Here is a 17,068-nt window from a genome sequence, read left to right on the forward strand (position 1 = left end):
ACGAGCTTTGAAATACACCGTAGGTGTTAGGCTTCATCGACCTCGATGGGGACTCATGACGAGAGCGGCGAGCATCCGCGTAACGAGCTGCCGAGCTTCAGCGACTGGCTCGCCCTCGAGGACGATGAAGAGCGCGAGGACGTGCTCTTGCCTGAGTCGCAGTGGGCCCCCGATCGCTGGGTCGACCTGGTCGCGCGCATCGACGCGCCGCTGATGAGGCAGCGCAATGGGGAAGAGGACGTCGAGTTATTCTGCATCGACCGCTACATGCTCGATGATGTCCTCGGTTATGGGGGCATGGGTGTCGTGGCGCGGGGCTGGGATCCAGAGCTTGGCCGCTGTGTGGCGATCAAGCTGTGCTTGAACCCGGGGGAGCTTGGTGAGGAGGCACTGAGACGAGAGGCGATGACCCTCGCGCAGCTTCGGCATCCCAACATTGTCGCGGTGCATGACATTGGCCGCTTCGAGGACAGCCTGTACATCGTCATGGACTACGTCGAGGGACTTGACGGGCGAGAGTGGCTCAGGCGGAGGCTCGACGTGGGCGAGATCTGTCGGGTGTTTCGTGGGGCCTGTCTTGGCCTCGACGCGGCGCACCGAGCGGGCATCCTCCACGGGGACTTCAAGCCCTCGAACATCCTGGTGGGGGTCGGTGGAGAGGTGTGCGTCGCGGACTTTGGTGTCGCCGAGCTCATCGGCTTCGACGGCGAGTCCGGCGATGGGGAGGGCGACGAGGAGTGGTCGACGCCGCGGGGCGGGACTTTGGCCTACATGGCGCCGGAGCGGCTCTGTGGGCATCGAGGAGATGCTCGAGCAGATCAGTTCTCGCTATGTGTGTCGATGTGGCAGGCCCTGCATGGCGTCCGGCCGTTCGCGGGGAGCTCTGCGGAGGAGCTACTCGAGGCGATCGAGCGGGGGGAGATCGAGCGGGGCGACGAGCATGGGGTCGAGGCGATCCCGGAGCCTCTGTCGCGCGCGGTGCTGCGGGGACTCCGGGCCGATCCGGAGGAGCGGCACCCAAACTTGGGCCCCTTGATGGACGCGGTCACGCTTGCAGGCGGCAAGTCGTCCGCGCCAGAGTGGTACCGAGGACGCGGACTCCAGGCCTTGCTGACTCTCGGAGTGATGGCGGGCTCATTCGCGGTGTCACTCTCCTGGCTGTGGTGGGCGCTCGGACAGCCCAGGGTCGCGGACCAAGTCTCACACGCGGCTGTGCGCGCCGAGGCGGCAATGCCCGCGAGGTCAGCGGTTGACGTCGCTATCGCTCTGATTCGCGCCGGCAAACACCAGGACGGTTTGACGGTGTGGGAGGCTGAGCAAGGCCGGCGAGAGGCCAACGGCGAGCCCTTCGCAGAAGAAGGGCTGCGCGTAGGGGCCGCACTGCTCGAGCGCGGCAACGACGTGTTCGAGGAGAACCCCAAGCTCAGCGCGAAGCTGGCGAGCGTAGTGATCTCGATTGGCGAGTCCGCGACTGTCGAGCTTGGCAAGTCGGGTCAACCCACGGAGTCTGCGAGGCGGTTGACTCGCAAGGCCCTCGCTTTGCAGAGGTTGAGCTCCGTCACTCCTGACTAGTCGAAGCAGGTCACGGTGCCATCCTCGTTGGTTTGACCGTGAACGCAGATGATGACGTAGCCATTGATGTCCGCACAGGTCCAGGCGACATCGGCGGGAATCGGCTCGCAGCCCTGGCTCGTGCAGCACAGCAGGCTCTCCGTGGCCTCGACTGGTGGCGCGCCGACGTACTCGAGGCACAAGCCCATGTCGCACGCGTCGGCGAAGGGTTGGTAGCAGGTCGCTCCCGTCCCCGTCGCCTCGCCGTACTCGCAGGTGTAGCGCTCTCCCGTGGTACAGCGGTCGTGGGCATCCGGGAAGTCGCACACGGCCTCATCAGAGGTCTCGTCGATCTCACAGCAGAGTTCGGCGTCGAGGATCGGGACATCAGGCCCGCTGGGGTGGCAGTAGCGGGGGAAAACCTGGCCGAGTACGTCGACGTAGGGCTCGCCGACCTCGTCGCGGTGTAGTTCCCCACAGAGGTCGGGGATACCGGAGAGGGTGGCGAAAGTTTGGAGAATGGTGAGTGAGCTCGCGAGTATCATGAATCGACGCTAGCACTGGAGCCATGGCCCACTGGTCGCCGTCGTCGAGCCTCAGAGCTTCTGAGTGCCAGGTCTCTCCCTGAGCCTTGTCACAGATGCCTGAAGCTGTGACTGACTGACCGGGAGGTCTCGGTCCCCGAGCAGGCCGACGGCCCGCGGCGGTTCGAGCGGCGCGATCGAGCCCGGACATGACCGCGCTCGATCGAGACCGACGGTCTCCACCCGTCCCGGAGAAGAGCAGACCATCGGGAGCAGAGTCCTCCTCGCGTGGGGAACGGCTGTTCTGTCGAAGAGGGACAGCCTGGCTCGATGTTCGGGGAGACGAGCCACGACCGGCCTGGTCTCCGAAGGTTGTCTCGAGTTGAAAGCGACAGCTCCGAACTGGGAGTCAGACACTGGCTGGTCGCTGGCAGCCACTCCCAAGTAGTTGGGACACCCTCCTTGAGGTTGTCGCGGGCCTCGGCAGGCTGACGTGCTCAGACCACACAAACCCCGCCTGTGTGTACGGAGCTCCTCTTCTTACATCCCTTACCCACATAAACCGGACGTAACTGGGACCTAGATTGCCCTTTTTACCCACCTAATCCGAGGCGAAACCACCTAAGTTCGAGGCAAGGTTACCTACCTAAGCCCCAGGTAAACCCTACTCGCGCTGGGGCTTGGCCAGACGGCCCGTCCCAAAGCCGTACAACTCGTCGTCCAGCTTCCAAGAGGGACCAGTGGGCGCTGCCCTGGCTTTGCCCTTGCACAGCCGGGGCAGCGCCCATTTGCATGTTCAGGGCCCGGGAGCGGCCCGGGAACGCCGCCCCGGACGTCCCGGAACGCCGCCCTTTTGCATGTGCAAGTGCATCCCTCTCAAACCGCGAGATCAGGAACGCCCTCACCCCGAGGCCAACTAGACAGCCCGACAATGTTGGGTCACGGTGGAGCCATGGGTCGGATATCGGAGCGAGGCGTGCCCTCGCGTGGTTCGGCGTATGCGGCGATCACCGCCGCCTGCCCACCAACTACCCCCAACTCGAGACCAGACGAGCGGAGGGCCAGGTGACCGCCATGCGCACGGTTGGGATCGTGGCCGCTACGGTCGCCGCGACGGCAGCAGTCGGCGGCGCAGCCTACTGGATCTACCAACGCTACAAACACAAGCGGGACGACGCGGAGCGAACCAAAGCCGAGGACCGTCCGGCGGACTTCGACGACGACGGCTCAGACCCCGTCACCCCTGAAGAGCGACGCGCCCGCGGGCACTACATCCCGCGCACGGAGATCGGCGCCGACGTGATGAAGAAGTTCGAGGAGGCCTTCGGTGGCGGCTACGCGCCGCCCAAGGACGAAGTGATCGATCACCTCACCCAGGAAGACGTCGTGCTCTTCGGCGTCGAGTCCGAGCCCGTCCCCGGCTACCCTGAGACGCGCGAGGAGGTCCTCACCGCCAAGGTCCGCACGGTGGAGCGCTCGGTGGTCCGCGCCCGGGTCATCGGCCCCGTCGTGCACGCCGAGCACCATGGCTCCCACGCCGGCCACGGCTTCCGCGTGGGCGACATGGTCGAGGTGCCGCGTGGCGTGATCTTGTTGGCCGCGCGCCCCAAGCCCACCGAGCTTGAGGGCTACGACAGCCAGGGCAAGTCCGCCGCGACCTTCCAGCCCAGCCACAAGACCAAGCAGACCTACGAGATCCACCCCGGCACGCCCTACGACCTCGTCATGCCCTACATCACCGAGGACATCGAGTGGTACGTCGACCGCGAGCTCGTGAAGTTCGAACTCGTCGGCACCAAGGGGCTGCACCAGCAGATCGTCTTCAGCGAAGACAGCATGCGAGGCGGGCTGACGCTGCGGGCGCTCGATCGAGATCCCAAGACGGGCCTGGTCTTCGTCGCGCGCTGGGAGTTCGACATCCAACCCTAGCGCCGTGGTGGCCTGACTCCCGAAGGCCTGCACGGCGCGAAGCCAAGACAACAGGGCGAGCGATGAACCCCCGTGAAGCGTTGCTGACCGCCGCCGAGCTCGCGGCGCGGCTGCGCAAGAGTCGGGACTGGGTGTACCGCCGTGCTCGCATGGGACAGATCCCCGGGGCTCTACGCCTCGAGGGGCGGTGGCGATTCCGAAAAGCCGCGATCGACCGCTGGCTGTTTGCTCTCGAGGATCCGACGGGCGCCCCCGCCCGGGGTGTGGGAGACTCCCTGTCGGAAAGGCGTGCCGCGCTCATGAAAGTGAAGCGCGACATGAAAATCACCGTGAGGCAACGGACGCAGGGATACGGCGGGCTGGAGGTGGATCTGTTTTGGACAGACGCCGGCGGCAAGCGCCACCGCATGCGGCGGGCGTCCCCCTACAAGTCCAAGAACAAGACCCGTCGATGGGCCCAGCAGCTCCTGCGCGAGCGCATGGGCACCGCCGGCGGACCCGTCGACGAACAGGAGCACGAACCGACCCCCTACGACACCCAACACAGCTACGACCACGACAAGGACACCGACGAAGAGGGGCTGACCTTCTCCGAGTTCGTGCCCCGCTTCCTCGCCCTGTGCGAGTCCCCGGCCGCGGGCCGGCGGGGGGCCAACAGCGAGGGGGAGCTTGCGAACAAGCGCGGGATGATCCGCGATCACCTCGAGCCCTACTTCGGGCAGATGCTGCTCTCCGAGATCACCGCCCGCGAGGCCGACGCCTACGTGTGCGCGAAGTCGACGACGATCAGCAAGCGCACGAGCAAGCCCCTGAGCAGCTCGTCGATCGCCAACCACCTGGGCCTGCTCCGGCGCATGCTCAAGGTGGCGTGCCGCTGGGACATGCTCACGAAGGTCCCGGAGATCACGATCCCGAAGAAGGGGGAGGTGGACAACTACCTCAGCCGCCGCGAGAGTCGGCGGTTGCTGGCGAAGGCCGATCCGCTGTTCCGCGACATGATCGCGCTTGGGCTCCGCACGGGCATGCGCCTGGGCGAGCTGCAAGAGCTTCGCGTCGGGGACATCAACCTCGGGGCGGCGCGCATCCGGGTCACGCGGCAGCGGACCAAGGAGGGCACGATCAAAAAGCCCAAGGGCGACAAGACGCGGACGGTCCAGGTCCCGCACGACGCGGTGACCATGCTGCGCAAGCGCGTGGCCGGGCTCGAGCGCGACGAGCTCGTGTTCTCCAAGCCCGCGGGCTACCAGGCGCCGCACCGCACCGAGGCGCCGGCCGAGGGCGGGGAGCACTGGTCCCACAAGGAGGTCTTCGCTGCGGTCCAGCGGGCCACGGAGGCGGCCAAGATCGGCCGGAAGGTCGGCGTCCACACCCTGCGGCACACCTTCGCCACCCATGCGGTGGCGGCGGGAGTCCCGCTCAGCGTCGTCTCGCGGCAGCTCGGCCACGCCGACATCCGCACGACGATGCGCTACGCACACCACGCGCCCGAGCTGAACCCGGGCATCTTCGACCGCCTCGCCGACGGCTCCGCGATCCCCGCGGGGTGCTCGGAAGGTGGAGCTGACGACCAGTCAGTGGATGATTCATCCACTCGTCATCCAGTTAAAAATCCAGAGGCCCGAGAACGGTAGTTCTCAGGCCCCTAGCTTGTGAATTTGAAGCTCCGGCAACAGGACTCGAACCGAATTGGGGGCTTCTGCGAAACGTCAATGATGGCGCGCAGTTGGGCCGGAAGCTCCCGAAATCGTTCGGGTTTCTTTGTGCCGTGGGGGTCCGGGGAAGGTAGGCACGTGGAGTCTCGTTCCGCAGGGTTGGAGCACACGCGGAGCACATGAGGCTCGGAACCGCGAGTGGCCAGAGTAGCAGCGCCGGATCCAAGTTGGCCTGATTCTTGGCCACCCGGACGGCGCCACAATCTTACGGCCGACGAGCCGGCGTGCCGAGACGGCTACCAGCACCGTTCTCTCGTCGACAAGACAGCGGCGGCAAGGTCAGTGGTGCATGACGGCGATGGCCTGGAAATCTTCAAAGGATGCTGCGTAGCCATGCTGCGCCACCTTTTCGACGATGATCGGCAAGTTTTCGTCGACTTTCTGCGTCGGGGCTGAGCCGTTTCAATGTTCTCCAGGACTTGTACGGGTGAGCCCCCTGGGCACGGATGCTGCTCTACCTACGCGGCATGACGAGGAGGAACCCAAACTAATGTCACAACTCAACTACATGGCGCTGACTGGGGTCGGCCGTTGGGACCGGGCGCTGAAGGACGTCGGCGCGCAGCTCAAACCCTACGACAACTACCTCTGGACAGCGATATCCGCTGTGAAGCGTCACAAGCCAGCGCTTGCTTGGCGAACACCAAACAAGGAAGAGGAGACCCTGCTCAACGAGCGCCTCCGGGCCCGGCTCGAACGTCGCAATCGCCAGGCTCGGCAGGCCGAACGACGCCGCGATCGGCACCAGCACGCCACGCCAACTGGGGTCTGGGTGATCCTCGAGCCGCCGCCCTGGCGTGAGGACGAACCTGAGCAGACTTTTGACGACTTCCTACGCGCCCGCGAGGTCTATCAGCGCCCCGGCACCGATCAGCGCGCGAGCCTCGAGAAGCGAGGCTGGGACGTCGAAGCTCGGGCGCTGCTCCTCGACCGGTTCCCTTCGGTCCTCGAGCCTGAGCAGGGTAGTGAACACCTGGCCCCGACGTCTGCCCATCCCCACGGGGCCCTGCTGTGGCTCCGTCCCGACATCTACAATCTGACCCGTCAGCAGTGGGCGATGCGCGCCCTCGACAACGCCCCGTCGCGGCCCCTCGCGCCGCTGATCAAGCTGCTGACCACGCAGGCGAGTTGGCCTCGATTCGAGGCGCACGCGCTGTCTGAACAAGACTGGGTGTTCCTGCGCCCAGCGACTCCTGGCAGCGCGCTCCGCGATGGCACTGACGAGCAGCGTCGCTTCGTGGAGATCGCCATGGGTACGCCCGACTTCGCGCTCCTGGAGGGCCCGCCCGGGTCCGGCAAAACCACCGCGATCTGCGAGCTCATCGTCCAACTCGCCCGCGAGAACAAGCGCGTGCTGTTGGTCGCTTCGACCAACGTCGCCGTCGACAACGTGCTCGAGCGCCTCATCGCCTGGGAAGAGCAGCTACCCGAAGAAGACCGCTTCGTGCTCCCGGTCCGTATCGGCGACAGCGGTCGGATCAGCAGCGACGCGCTCGAGCCCTTCTTGCACGAGAACATCGAGCGGACCGTGCGTGACGACATCCTCGATTTCCTCGAGTCCGGCCGGGGCAGCGAGGTGGGCGCCCAGGCTCGCTCAATGCTCGACGAACGCCTACGTCGTACACCAAAGAAAGAGCGCTCTGAGCTCATCTCACGCCTGGTGGCCGAGTCCGTCAACCTCGTCTGCGGGACGCCGATCGGCGTCCTCCAACACCCCGAAATCAAGGACTACCACAGCGCTGACCGCCATCACCCGCGTCCAAGGGAGCTCTTCGACGTGTTGATCGTCGACGAGGCCAGCAAGACCACCTTCACCGAGTTCCTGGTCCCGGCGATCTACGCCAGGAAATGGGTGATCGTCGGCGACATCAAGCAGCTCTCCCCCTACGTCGAGAGCGAAGACATCAGCCAGAACCTGCGCAGGGCCCTGCAGGACATCGACGGTGAGGCTCAAGCCCAAGCGGCGGCCAGGGCCTATCAAGCCACCCCGCGAGGACAAATCGTCCGCAGCCTGATCGCTTGTGACGACGACCAAGCTCGGCTCCTACAGATTGAAGCCAGGGCTAAGGGAACGCCCTATGTCGATCTCGACCGCTGCGAGACGCGGATGGTCGCCGGTGTGCCCGGGGTCGTCCCAGGCCTCCTCTACGCAAACCTCATCTTCGGGGCCCCGGATACCCTCGCACAGTTCGAGCATCGTCTGCCCGAGGATCTCGACCTGGTCGAAGGGCCCCTCCCCTCGCTTCATGATCTCCAGAGGGCGCGAGCTCATGCTCGCGGTGAGACCCGAGAGCAGGCCGGCGACTGGGCTCACGAGTACGGGTGGCGTCTGGTTCGAAGCTACGAGCTGCGCCACAACCACTCCGAGCGGGCGCCGATCAAGAAGCAGCTCGACGAGTTGATGCCGGCCTCGTTGACCGAGGAAGCTTCGAAGAAGCTCTCTCGCCATGCTGAGAACATTCGTCGCGTCGCGCTCCCCTCGATTCTGGAGCTGCTCCAGATAGGCTTCGAGAGGCTCCCGGGCTGGGATCGTGGCGTCACCTTGAACCACGGCCTACCGGATGAGGCGCTCAGCCAACGCCTGGTCTCGCTGAGTTTCCAGCACCGCATGCATCCGCACATCTCGGCCTTCTCCCGCCAACATTTCTACTCGGACGAGTCTACCTCCCGGTCCACCTTGTTGCGTGACGCGAGCACGCTCGAGCGCGACTGGAGCTACTCGCGCTACACTCGACGAGCCGTATGGATCGAGGTCCCTCGACCGAGGGGAAGGCATGGGAACCGCAACCCCGCCGAGGCCGAAGTTGTGATGCGGGAGCTCGAGGCCTTCGCCCGCTGGGCACAGCGTCAGCCCGGGCGGCGAGACGGTCCGTGGAAGGTATCGATCTTGACCTTCTATCGAGGCCAGGAGGCGATGCTCCGCGACCGCCTCCAGCGCTTCACCAAGCAGCCGGGCAATACGCGCAACTTCGCCTATCCGCGCAAGCAGCCTCGCGTGGAGATCACCTTGTGCACGGTCGACCGCTTCCAGGGGCACGAGGCTGACCTCGTGCTGCTGTCCTTCGTCAAGGGGGGCGGCCGAAAGCATGGCTCCGTCGGCTTCCTCAACAGCCCGAACCGACTCAACGTCGCGCTCACGAGGGCCCGCTACCAGATCGCGCTGATCGGAGACCGGAACTACTTCGCCCACTGCCGCTCGCCGCTCCTGGTCAGCCTCGCAACCTCACCCCACTACGCGACCGAGCTCGCATGGGAGGGAGACCGATGATCCGCTTGCACCGAAACGTCGTCATCTCGGCCTTTGATCTCGAGGGGGTTATCGCTCGCTCGCAGGAGCGGCCTGAACTCCTCGCCGTCGCGCGCCTGGCCTACGATCACCCCCGAGGTTTGACCGCGGACATCCTCGCCGGTGAGCTCATCGGCGGCCAGTCCATCCTCTGCCGCCGGATCATTGACCGATGCGTAAGCCTCCAAGTGCTCGAGCGCCAGCGTGTTGGCGCCCCCGCCCGGCTCACGGAGCTCGGCCGCGCAATGCTCGAGCGCGGTCAGATCTGGATCCCCGAGCGAGGCACCTGGCGCGTCTACTTCGCCGAGGACCCGCTCCTCGATGTCCCCCTCGTCCACGTCGAGCCTTGCTGGACTCCGAAGGCCAACGCGGCTCGGAGTGAAGTCTATCGCCAAAAGAAGCAGGGAGGGCGCCCCGCTCGCGCCCAAGCTCGCCCCGCGTTGTTGCGCAACTTTGAGTACGACACGCTGTGCTCGTCGCTCGTCGATGGTTCGACCTTCCAACTGCTCGAGCTGAGCAAGCACGGCGCTTATGGCCAACCGTCGACACTTCACCTCGGAGTAGGCTTTCCCGCCGACGGTCACCCGCGAGTGACGCTCAGCGGGGAGCTCGAGGCGCCGCCGCGACCCCCCAAGGTTGCGTGTCGACCGATCGCGCTCGACCGTGTCCTCGAACTCCCCAGTGCGCTCGCGGCCTGGCGCTACGAGGACCTTTGGACAGAGCTCGTCAGCTTCGCCCGTGACATCGAGCTGGAGACCCTCGCCGCGGCCTGTGAGCGGGCCAAGCGACCGGTGCTCCCGGTCACTCTGGAGCAGACCTCCGCGAGCGAGCGCCGAAGCATGCGTACGCGAGTCGAGGTCCCCCCGCTCGAGTTCGCCCGGGCCGGATGCTTCGAGGCGAATCACCTCGATCGCGTCGAGCTGATCCCTCAGTCCACCGAGGACGCCGACCGGTGGGCGCGATGGCTTCAGTGGGACTCCCTCGATGGTTATCGAGTGCCGGCCCAGCTCGAGCGATCTGCGGCCACGATCCGCGAGCGCTTCCCCTTGTTTCAGGTGAGCTCCGCGACACCACATGAGCTCCTCGCGCGAGCGAAGAGCGACCCGACCGCACCTTCGTCCCGCTACCTCTTGACCACGGCCGACCTCGGCCTCTGGAGTTGATCATGGAGACCTCGAAGAAAAAGACCATCGCCATCTCCGTTGACGAGGCACTCCCTCCATGCTGGATCCGGCGGGGTCCGACCGAGCACGAACAGCGAGAGACGATCAGCGCGAGCCTGCTCAGCGCAGGACCCAAGGCGACCCTGCGCGGTGCCATGGTCCGCGCTGTCGAGGGCGCCCAGGAGACTGTCCTGGTCGCCTCGTTCTTGTTCTCGGACCGCGAGCTGTGTCAGGCCCTCCTCGGAGCTCACGAGCGCGGCGTCCGTATCTACCTGCTGACCGCGTCCGAGACCCGGCTTCGCAACACCGACGACGAGTCATTTACCCAAGCCCGAGTGCGGGAGCACGAGCAGCTCCTCAATCGACTCGCGGGCAAGGTCGAGCTTCGCTCGGCGGGTTGCTTTCATGCCAAGTTTGTCGTCGTTGATCACCAGTCGAAGGCTCGCGGCTGGCTCTCGACAGCCAACCTGAACCCCGCGCTGCTCGAATCCCGAGAGCTCGGCGTCTCGCTCGGCGAGCGCGACGCACGACAGGTCGCCGCATGGTTCTCGTGGGCTTTTTGGACCTGCGCCGAGCACGAACTAACGGGCGAAAAGGGGCGGCTACGCAGCATCGAGGCGCCCCCAGCAAAGCCAGCCGAGCCCTCGCTCGGACCCGTCTTGGTGACGACGCCGAAGCATCAGGCCCTGCGGGGTAAGCTCTTGGACTGGATCCAGACCAGTAAGCGCGAGCTGTGGGTCTCGAGCTACAGCATCGAGGGCGATCACGAGGTCGTTCGCGCGCTCGTCGAGCGAGCCCGCGCTGGCGTACCCGTGACCGTGCTGACGCGTCCACGTCCCGCGGTCAGTGCGGCCGTCACCGCGCTTCGTACCGCAGGCGCAGAGGTCTACGCCCACGACAAGCTCCACGCAAAGGCCCTTCTTTGCGATCATGGCGCCATCGTCATGACGGCCAACCTCGACACGCACAGCCTCGATCACAGCTTCGAGGTTGGCCTCGAGCTCGATGCGCCCACACGGACTGCGCTGGCCAAGACCCTCCGTCGCTGGGCGGAGAGCTTCCCTTGGCGCTTCGAGCTTGGAGCTGCCCGAGCCGACAACATCGGCGAGATCTGGCTCGCTGAGCTCCGACGCAAGGATGGCAAGCATGAGGTCGTGGCCGAAGAGACCGTCGTGCTCGGTGAGGTTACCGCTCGCGATGCCCTCGATCTCGACGACGCGCCCGACCCCGAGTTCACCCGCCCTCCGGAGAAGCAGCGCCTCCCCGCGAACATCCGCTACGAGTGGACAGTCCGCGCGCCGCGTCTGCCAAAGCGAGCCAAGGTGCTCAAACGCAAGGAAGTGCGCGAGGTGCCCGGCAAGCGCGGCTCCATGCGCACCCAAGAGGTCGAGGTCGACTACGAGCCACCAGCTTATCAGCAGGGCAACAAGCGCTACGTCGTGCTCGAATCAGGGGCCCCCGCCAAGGCCGCGCGTGAGCTCGCCGTCGAACTCGACGCCAAGGTGGTTGTGCGATGAGTCGAGGCGGTTCACCCGTCATCCTGGTCAGCTGGGTGAGCATCGGCGGCGGCGCGGGCCCGTTGCTCACCGCGATGACGGACTCCCAGAGCCCCTTCAAGGGGCGCGTCGAGCACATATATCTGTGCACCCACGCTGTTCGAGCGAACACTCGCGAACGCGAAGCCCTCGAGCAGACTCGTGAGGGCTTGCGCGAACACCCCGTCGCGCGAGCCGCGAAGCTGAAGGTGTGTCGCTGGAAGGCCAAGGCCTCTCCGATCGAGCACGAGCCCATCCGTCGCTTCGCCGAGCGAACGCTGCTCGACATTCGCCGCCAGCATCCGAGCGCACACATCGTCATTCACCTGTCCCCGGGGACGCCGGCGATGCACGCGATCTGGCTGCTCCTCGGTAGCACGGGGTTCATCGACGGGCCGCTCAGCCTGATCCAGACCGCAGACAAACGCGGCCGAGAGGCGGGTAACCGCGCGGTCCAACTGGTCGAGCTCAACGTCGAGTCATGGCTGCAGCGCTACCGAACGATGCGCCTATCTCGCGCTGACGACATCGACGACGGTCAGCTCTTCGACCCCACGCGGGTTCGCAGCGAGGCGATGCGCGACGTGATCGCTAAGCTCGAGCGGTGGGCGACCTCCCCGGCCCCCGTGCTCCTGCTCGGCGAGCGAGGCTCCGGCAAGACCAGCCTGGCGGCGTGGCTACGCGCGCGGAGCCCCTTCTCCAACCCGGACCTCGATCCATGGCCGGTGGTCGTCTGCGGCCAGTTTCAGGCCAACCCTCAGCTCGCGCAGTCCAAGCTGTTCGGTCACGTACAGGGGGCCTTCACGGGCGCGGCCGAGAACCGCGAAGGTCTGCTCGACGCTGTCGATGGCGACAGTTTGTTCCTCGATGAGATCGCTGACATCGACAGGGCCACGCAGCGGAGTTTGATGGCAGCCGTCGAAGGCCGAGGTTTCTATCGGCTCGGAGACACCGAGCTCCGCTACTCGAACTTCCGGCTGATCTCGGCGACCAATCGCTCGCTTCAGCGACTGCGGCAGGACAGGATCCTCGATGACGATTTCCTCGACCGCGTCGCGGTGTTCGTGCTGCGGATCCCACCGCTGCGCGAGTGTCGGGAGGACCTGCCCGACTCCTGGATGCAGGTCCTGGCGCGGATATCCTCACGGGTCGGCGCCTCGCTGACGGAGCTCGAGGAGCTCGGCCGGAACCCCAAGATCCTCGCGCTGCTTGAGCGCCACCGGCTCCCCGGCAACTTCCGAGACCTCGAGCGGGCCGCTCACCATCTCCTGGTCGCGCGAGCTGCGGGCGCGAAGAGCTCCAAGCTGGTCGACACGGTCCGAGAGGGGCTCGACACGCGCATGATCGCAACCGATGCGGTTGGACACATCGGCGCAGGGGAGCTCCGTGGCGAGCTCCCGCTCGACGAGGGGGACTACACCCGGCGAGTGAACGCGTACAAGCTGCGCTGGCTGCGGGCTGCGCTGGCCCATGCCGGGGGGAACAAGGCCAACGCCGCGAAGGCGCTCGGTATGAAGGAGTCGACCTACAAGGCTCAACTGACGAAGCTGAGCGAGACCGAGTGACTCCAACCGACAGGAAGTCAGCGCTCGGCTGGAGCGAGTGCTCATCCATGTTCTTGACATGTCAGGAGCGAGTGCCTGACATGGTGTTCAGGTCTTCATCGTGTCAAGTAGCCTTGTGTAGTCCACCAAGGCGCGAGTACCCTCACCGCCCGACTTGAGGATCAGGCCGCTAACAAGGATTCTGGGGGTCCCGCTCAGCAGGCCGCGGATCACCAAGAGTTCGATCACGCAAGGGTGCAGCCAGATGGTGGCACAGACCGTCCGCTACAGCCCCAAAATCAAGAAGGCAGCCTACACGAAGCTCACAGGGATGGTCCGAGCTGCGGACGGGCCCCTCCAACTACAAGCGTCGTTGATTGACTTCGCGGAGGGTGCTCGCTCGAAGCGTCAACGCGCCGCCGCCTTGGTCCTCGCTGATCTTGTCCGACAGGGATGGGACGTCCACGTACGCGACAAAGAGATCTGGTCCTCGTCAATCGGAGGAGCCACACGCAGCGGTGAGCGGGCCGAGGAGGCGAAGGCTCGAGTCCAGGAGACGCTGAAGGCTTTCCGGGCCGTTCAACTCTCCGAGGCTTCGGTCAATAAGTTTCTGCGAGGGATGGAGCGGCCCCGTGTCTTTGAAGGTCGCACGGTCTCGGTCCTCAACCTGGTTGATGACGGTCACGATCTTGCTCTGACGCTGGCGGACGTCTCTCGTGTGCCGCCCTCCGATCGCCCGACCGCACTCCGCGAAGTCATCCATCCGATCATCCAGGTCGCCACGCCGGACGATCGGTGCGAGCACACTGGGCTCTCCCTCTACGATGTGTGGCGGTACTTCCGCCACACATGGTCCCTCGAGTACCGAACCACGCCGGGCCGCTCGTTGGCGTTCCTCGTCCGCAACGCCGCCCGACCCATGGCCCCAGTGATCGGGATCGCGTCCATCGCCAACGCGGCGCTGCAACTCAAGGTCCGTGACGATTGGATCGGTTGGTCGACTCATGGAGTCCTAAGCACGCTCAGCGCGGAACCAGAGCGCTGGCCACAGCTTCGACGCGCCATGAACCGGACCTTAGGGCGGGCCGTGCAGCAAATACGTAGCGATGACCTGCTTGAGGAACTCCGCGACTATGAAGGCGCCGAGCTCGAAGAACGACTTCGCGTGATTGGCGCGGCCGCACGAGAGGAGCGCACCCGTCAGCTCCAGGACCGAAGCCAACGGCAGGCGCGAGGTGAAGAGGTCGAGTCCTTGCACGCGCTGCCGCTCGATGAGGATGGAAACATCGACTGGGTCACGGCCTCCGAGCGAGCGCTCTTCACACGCAAGCGAGCTGAGACCCTCGCAGATCTACTGTTCGCTCAGCGTGTGCTCGCAGGTCTTCCAACACGAGGTCGAGCTGTGGAGGGCGCCCTACAGACCAAAGATGCACGCCGCGCGCTCACCATCGCGGCTCGAGAGATCCGAAAAGTTGGGCTCTCTAGCCGACTGCTCGACGTCAACGTCTGCGGCGCGGCCCCTCCGTATCGCGAACTCCTCGGTGGCAAGCTGGTCGCGCTCGCCATGGCGAGCGAAGAGGTCTCGGACGCATATCGCCAGCGCTATCGCGGCAGGGTGAGCGAGATCGCGTCTCAGGTCGCGGGCGCACCTGTGAGGAGGACCCCAGAGATCTGCCTCCTAACCACTACGAGCCTCTACGGGGCCGTCTCGAGCCAGTACAACCGGCTCCGCGCGAAGCTGAACTCTTCGACGGGGGAGCCGCTGGACATCCGGTGGCGTGATCTCGGGCGAACGGAGGGGTGGGGGACGACGCACTTCTCAGAAAAGACTGTCACGTCCCTGCGCAGGCTCGTTGAAGACGTGACCGGAGGGCGCAATGTCAACAACGTGTTCGGCGAAGGTCAGTCTCCGCGGATGCGCCAAGTCCGGGAGGGCCTCGCAATCCTGGGGCTCGACGTCGAGGTCTACCTGAAGCACCGGCACGCTCGACGCGTCTACGGGCTCGAACTCGCCTCAGATGCTCGAAGTGCGCTGCTGCTCAACCGCAAAGCTGCCCCTTCGCGACCAACCTTCGATGAGATCGCAAAGTGGTGGTCTACGCGTTGGTTGAGCCGCCGGGTCAACGACGAGCGAGTGCGGGCGCGCGTCGCTGTCCAGGGGCCCGCGTCCGTGAAGCTCGAACTCACCCCGCCCGACCTCAGCCCGCAACTCGGGCTATTTGATAAACCTCCCCCCACGGCGAGCAAACCTCTGATTCAATGGAGCGGCGTCATGAAAACGCAGAGCAAACCCGAGCTCATCCAGAGCCTGTACCGAGACCGCGGCGCCTGCGCGGACCACCACTCGGACGAGGTCGTGCGAGTGCTGCATATCGAGACGGCGGTTGACGGCTTCGTCAAGAAGTGGGCGCGGGGGCGCGTCCTGTTCGTGACCGGGAACCCTGGTGACGGGAAGACTCACCTCCTCAAGCACCTGTCCAAGAAGTTAAAGAGCGCCCGCGTCGACGTGTGCCTTGACGCCAACGAGCTGTCAAACGAGCGGTTGATCGAGATGATCAACAAGGCCGCCCGCAGCAGGACTCGTGGGCTGGCCTTGGCGATCAACGAGGGGATCCTCGTCCAGTTGGTCCGTGACGCAGAGGATACGCGATGGGCCGCCCCAGTCAGGCGGCAGCTCCTCTATCCCCTCGTGTATGGAGACGCGGACGATGAGCTCGAAGACGATCGCTTCCTCGTCATTGATCTAAATCACCGCAACAACCTCGCGTCGGTGGTCGTTGAAGAGGCGATCAGGCGTCAGCTCCAGCTGTCGGGGCCGTGCGCAAGCTGTCCTGGGGCCGAGGGCTGCTCACTGCAAGCGAACGCGTCGCGTCTCGCCGGAGCTGGCCGACCGGTCGAACGAATCGCGCGGCTCCTCGCCGGCGTCGCGGACGTCGGCGTCCACGCGACGATGCGTGAGCTGCAAGGGTTCATCGCGTTTATGCTCACCTGCGACGAGAGCTGCGCGACGAGCCCACGATCGCTCGCGCGTTATTGGGTCAACGCGTTCGATGGAGGCGATGGGCCGCTGTTTGACGCGCTCCGACGCTTCGATCCTGCGAAGATGACCCACCCACTCCTTGACGACAAGCTCTGGCGTGAGGCCGATCGCGACGATGAATGGTCGGCGGGCCTGCCGGCCTTCGTGGGTGTAGAGGCCTCACTCGAGGACCGGCTAGAGTCCTTCGAGGAGCGCAAACGGCGAGCGTTGTTTGAGCATGTAGACGGAGACCGCCTCTTGACCTCGACGAGTCAGATTGACGAGGAGCTGCGAGCCCTGCTGGAAGCCGACGCGAGCGCGCTCCGTCGCGTGGTCCGCCAGCTAAACCGCTTCTATGACCGGGACGAGGAGGCGGACGAGCACCTGCACTTGTGGATGACCCATCGGTATGATGCGAGGCCCCCGCGCTACGCCGCGTCCTCCGCTACGGTGCCGCGCGCGAGGTTGGAGCTGCTCCGGCCGCGGCTGCGCGCTCCGCTGAATGAGGCGTTCCCAGACCATCAGCCCGATCATGTGGTGCTCGCGGCGAAGTCAGGGCGAGCTCGGCTTCGAATTGACCGCGCGCTCGTTGAAGCGCTGCTCGCGGCCGAGCGGGGTCTGCCCTCGACCTTCCGACGCGGCGAACCCGAAGCGAGGATCGACGCGTTCATCAGCGAACTCGCCGACGCCTATGGCGACCCCTCCAAGGAGGACCAGGTCGTCGTCAGGTTGGTCGACCGAGACACGGGCGGGAACGTGCAAGTGTCAGTCGACCTCCGCGGTCGAAGCTTCGTGAAGGGGTAGA

General features: G+C 65.5%; 9 protein-coding genes. 7 read left to right on the forward strand and 2 right to left on the reverse strand.

Annotated elements, in window-relative coordinates; translation table 11 throughout:
• Positions 1-45 precede the first annotated feature (45 nt).
• Positions 46-1,572, forward strand: a complete 1,527-nt coding sequence (locus PPSIR1_RS20445) for a serine/threonine-protein kinase (protein WP_006973042.1) — start codon at positions 46-48, stop codon at positions 1,570-1,572.
• Here the strand turns inward: PPSIR1_RS20445 and PPSIR1_RS20450 are convergent.
• Positions 1,569-2,096: a hypothetical protein gene (locus tag PPSIR1_RS20450; protein ID WP_006973043.1), complete on the reverse strand. Its 528-nt coding sequence runs from the start codon at positions 2,094-2,096 to the stop codon at positions 1,569-1,571. The genes PPSIR1_RS20445 and PPSIR1_RS20450 overlap by 4 nt on opposite strands.
• A 1,053-nt stretch (positions 2,097-3,149) precedes the next feature.
• Between PPSIR1_RS20450 and PPSIR1_RS20455 the strand changes: the two genes are divergently transcribed.
• The 3 genes from PPSIR1_RS20455 (at position 3,150) to PPSIR1_RS20465 (ending at position 8,984) form a co-directional block, all read left to right on the forward strand.
• Positions 3,150-4,004: a hypothetical protein gene (locus tag PPSIR1_RS20455; RefSeq protein ID WP_086001538.1), complete on the forward strand. Its 855-nt coding sequence runs from the start codon at positions 3,150-3,152 to the stop codon at positions 4,002-4,004.
• Between the two features lie 62 nt (positions 4,005-4,066).
• Entirely contained in the window at positions 4,067-5,635 is a 1,569-nt protein-coding gene (locus tag PPSIR1_RS20460) for a site-specific integrase (RefSeq protein ID WP_086001532.1), read from the forward strand.
• 571 nt (positions 5,636-6,206) lie between these two features.
• Complete coding sequence (locus tag PPSIR1_RS20465) at positions 6,207-8,984, forward strand: AAA domain-containing protein (RefSeq protein ID WP_045116412.1); 2,778 nt, start codon at positions 6,207-6,209, stop codon at positions 8,982-8,984.
• On the opposite strand, the gene PPSIR1_RS48100 is transcribed toward PPSIR1_RS20465, so the two are convergent.
• Positions 8,948-9,907, reverse strand: a complete 960-nt coding sequence (locus tag PPSIR1_RS48100) for a hypothetical protein (RefSeq protein ID WP_157595757.1) — start codon at positions 9,905-9,907, stop codon at positions 8,948-8,950. The two genes, PPSIR1_RS20465 and PPSIR1_RS48100, sit on opposite strands and share 37 nt — an antisense overlap.
• A gap of 413 nt (positions 9,908-10,320) precedes the next feature.
• On the opposite strand from PPSIR1_RS48100, the gene PPSIR1_RS20475 reads away from it, so the two are divergent.
• The 3 genes from PPSIR1_RS20475 (at position 10,321) to PPSIR1_RS43320 (ending at position 17,067) form a co-directional block, all read left to right on the forward strand.
• The gene (locus PPSIR1_RS20475; RefSeq protein WP_045116420.1) at positions 10,321-11,682 is read left to right on the forward strand and encodes a phospholipase D-like domain-containing protein; all 1,362 of its coding nucleotides are present in this window, start codon (positions 10,321-10,323) and stop codon (positions 11,680-11,682) included.
• 35 nt (positions 11,683-11,717) lie between these two features.
• The gene (locus tag PPSIR1_RS20480; protein WP_157595758.1) at positions 11,718-13,265 is read left to right on the forward strand and encodes a sigma-54-dependent transcriptional regulator; all 1,548 of its coding nucleotides are present in this window, start codon (positions 11,718-11,720) and stop codon (positions 13,263-13,265) included.
• Positions 13,266-13,509: 244 nt separating this feature from the next.
• A complete protein-coding gene (locus PPSIR1_RS43320; RefSeq protein ID WP_086001533.1) occupies positions 13,510-17,067 on the forward strand; it encodes a Druantia anti-phage system protein DruA in 3,558 nt (1,185 codons plus the stop codon).
• Position 17,068: the final 1 nt, after the last annotated feature.

It is taken from the genome of Plesiocystis pacifica SIR-1, assembly GCF_000170895.1.
In the GTDB taxonomy this organism is placed as follows: Bacteria; Myxococcota_A; Polyangia; order Nannocystales; family Nannocystaceae; genus Plesiocystis; species Plesiocystis pacifica.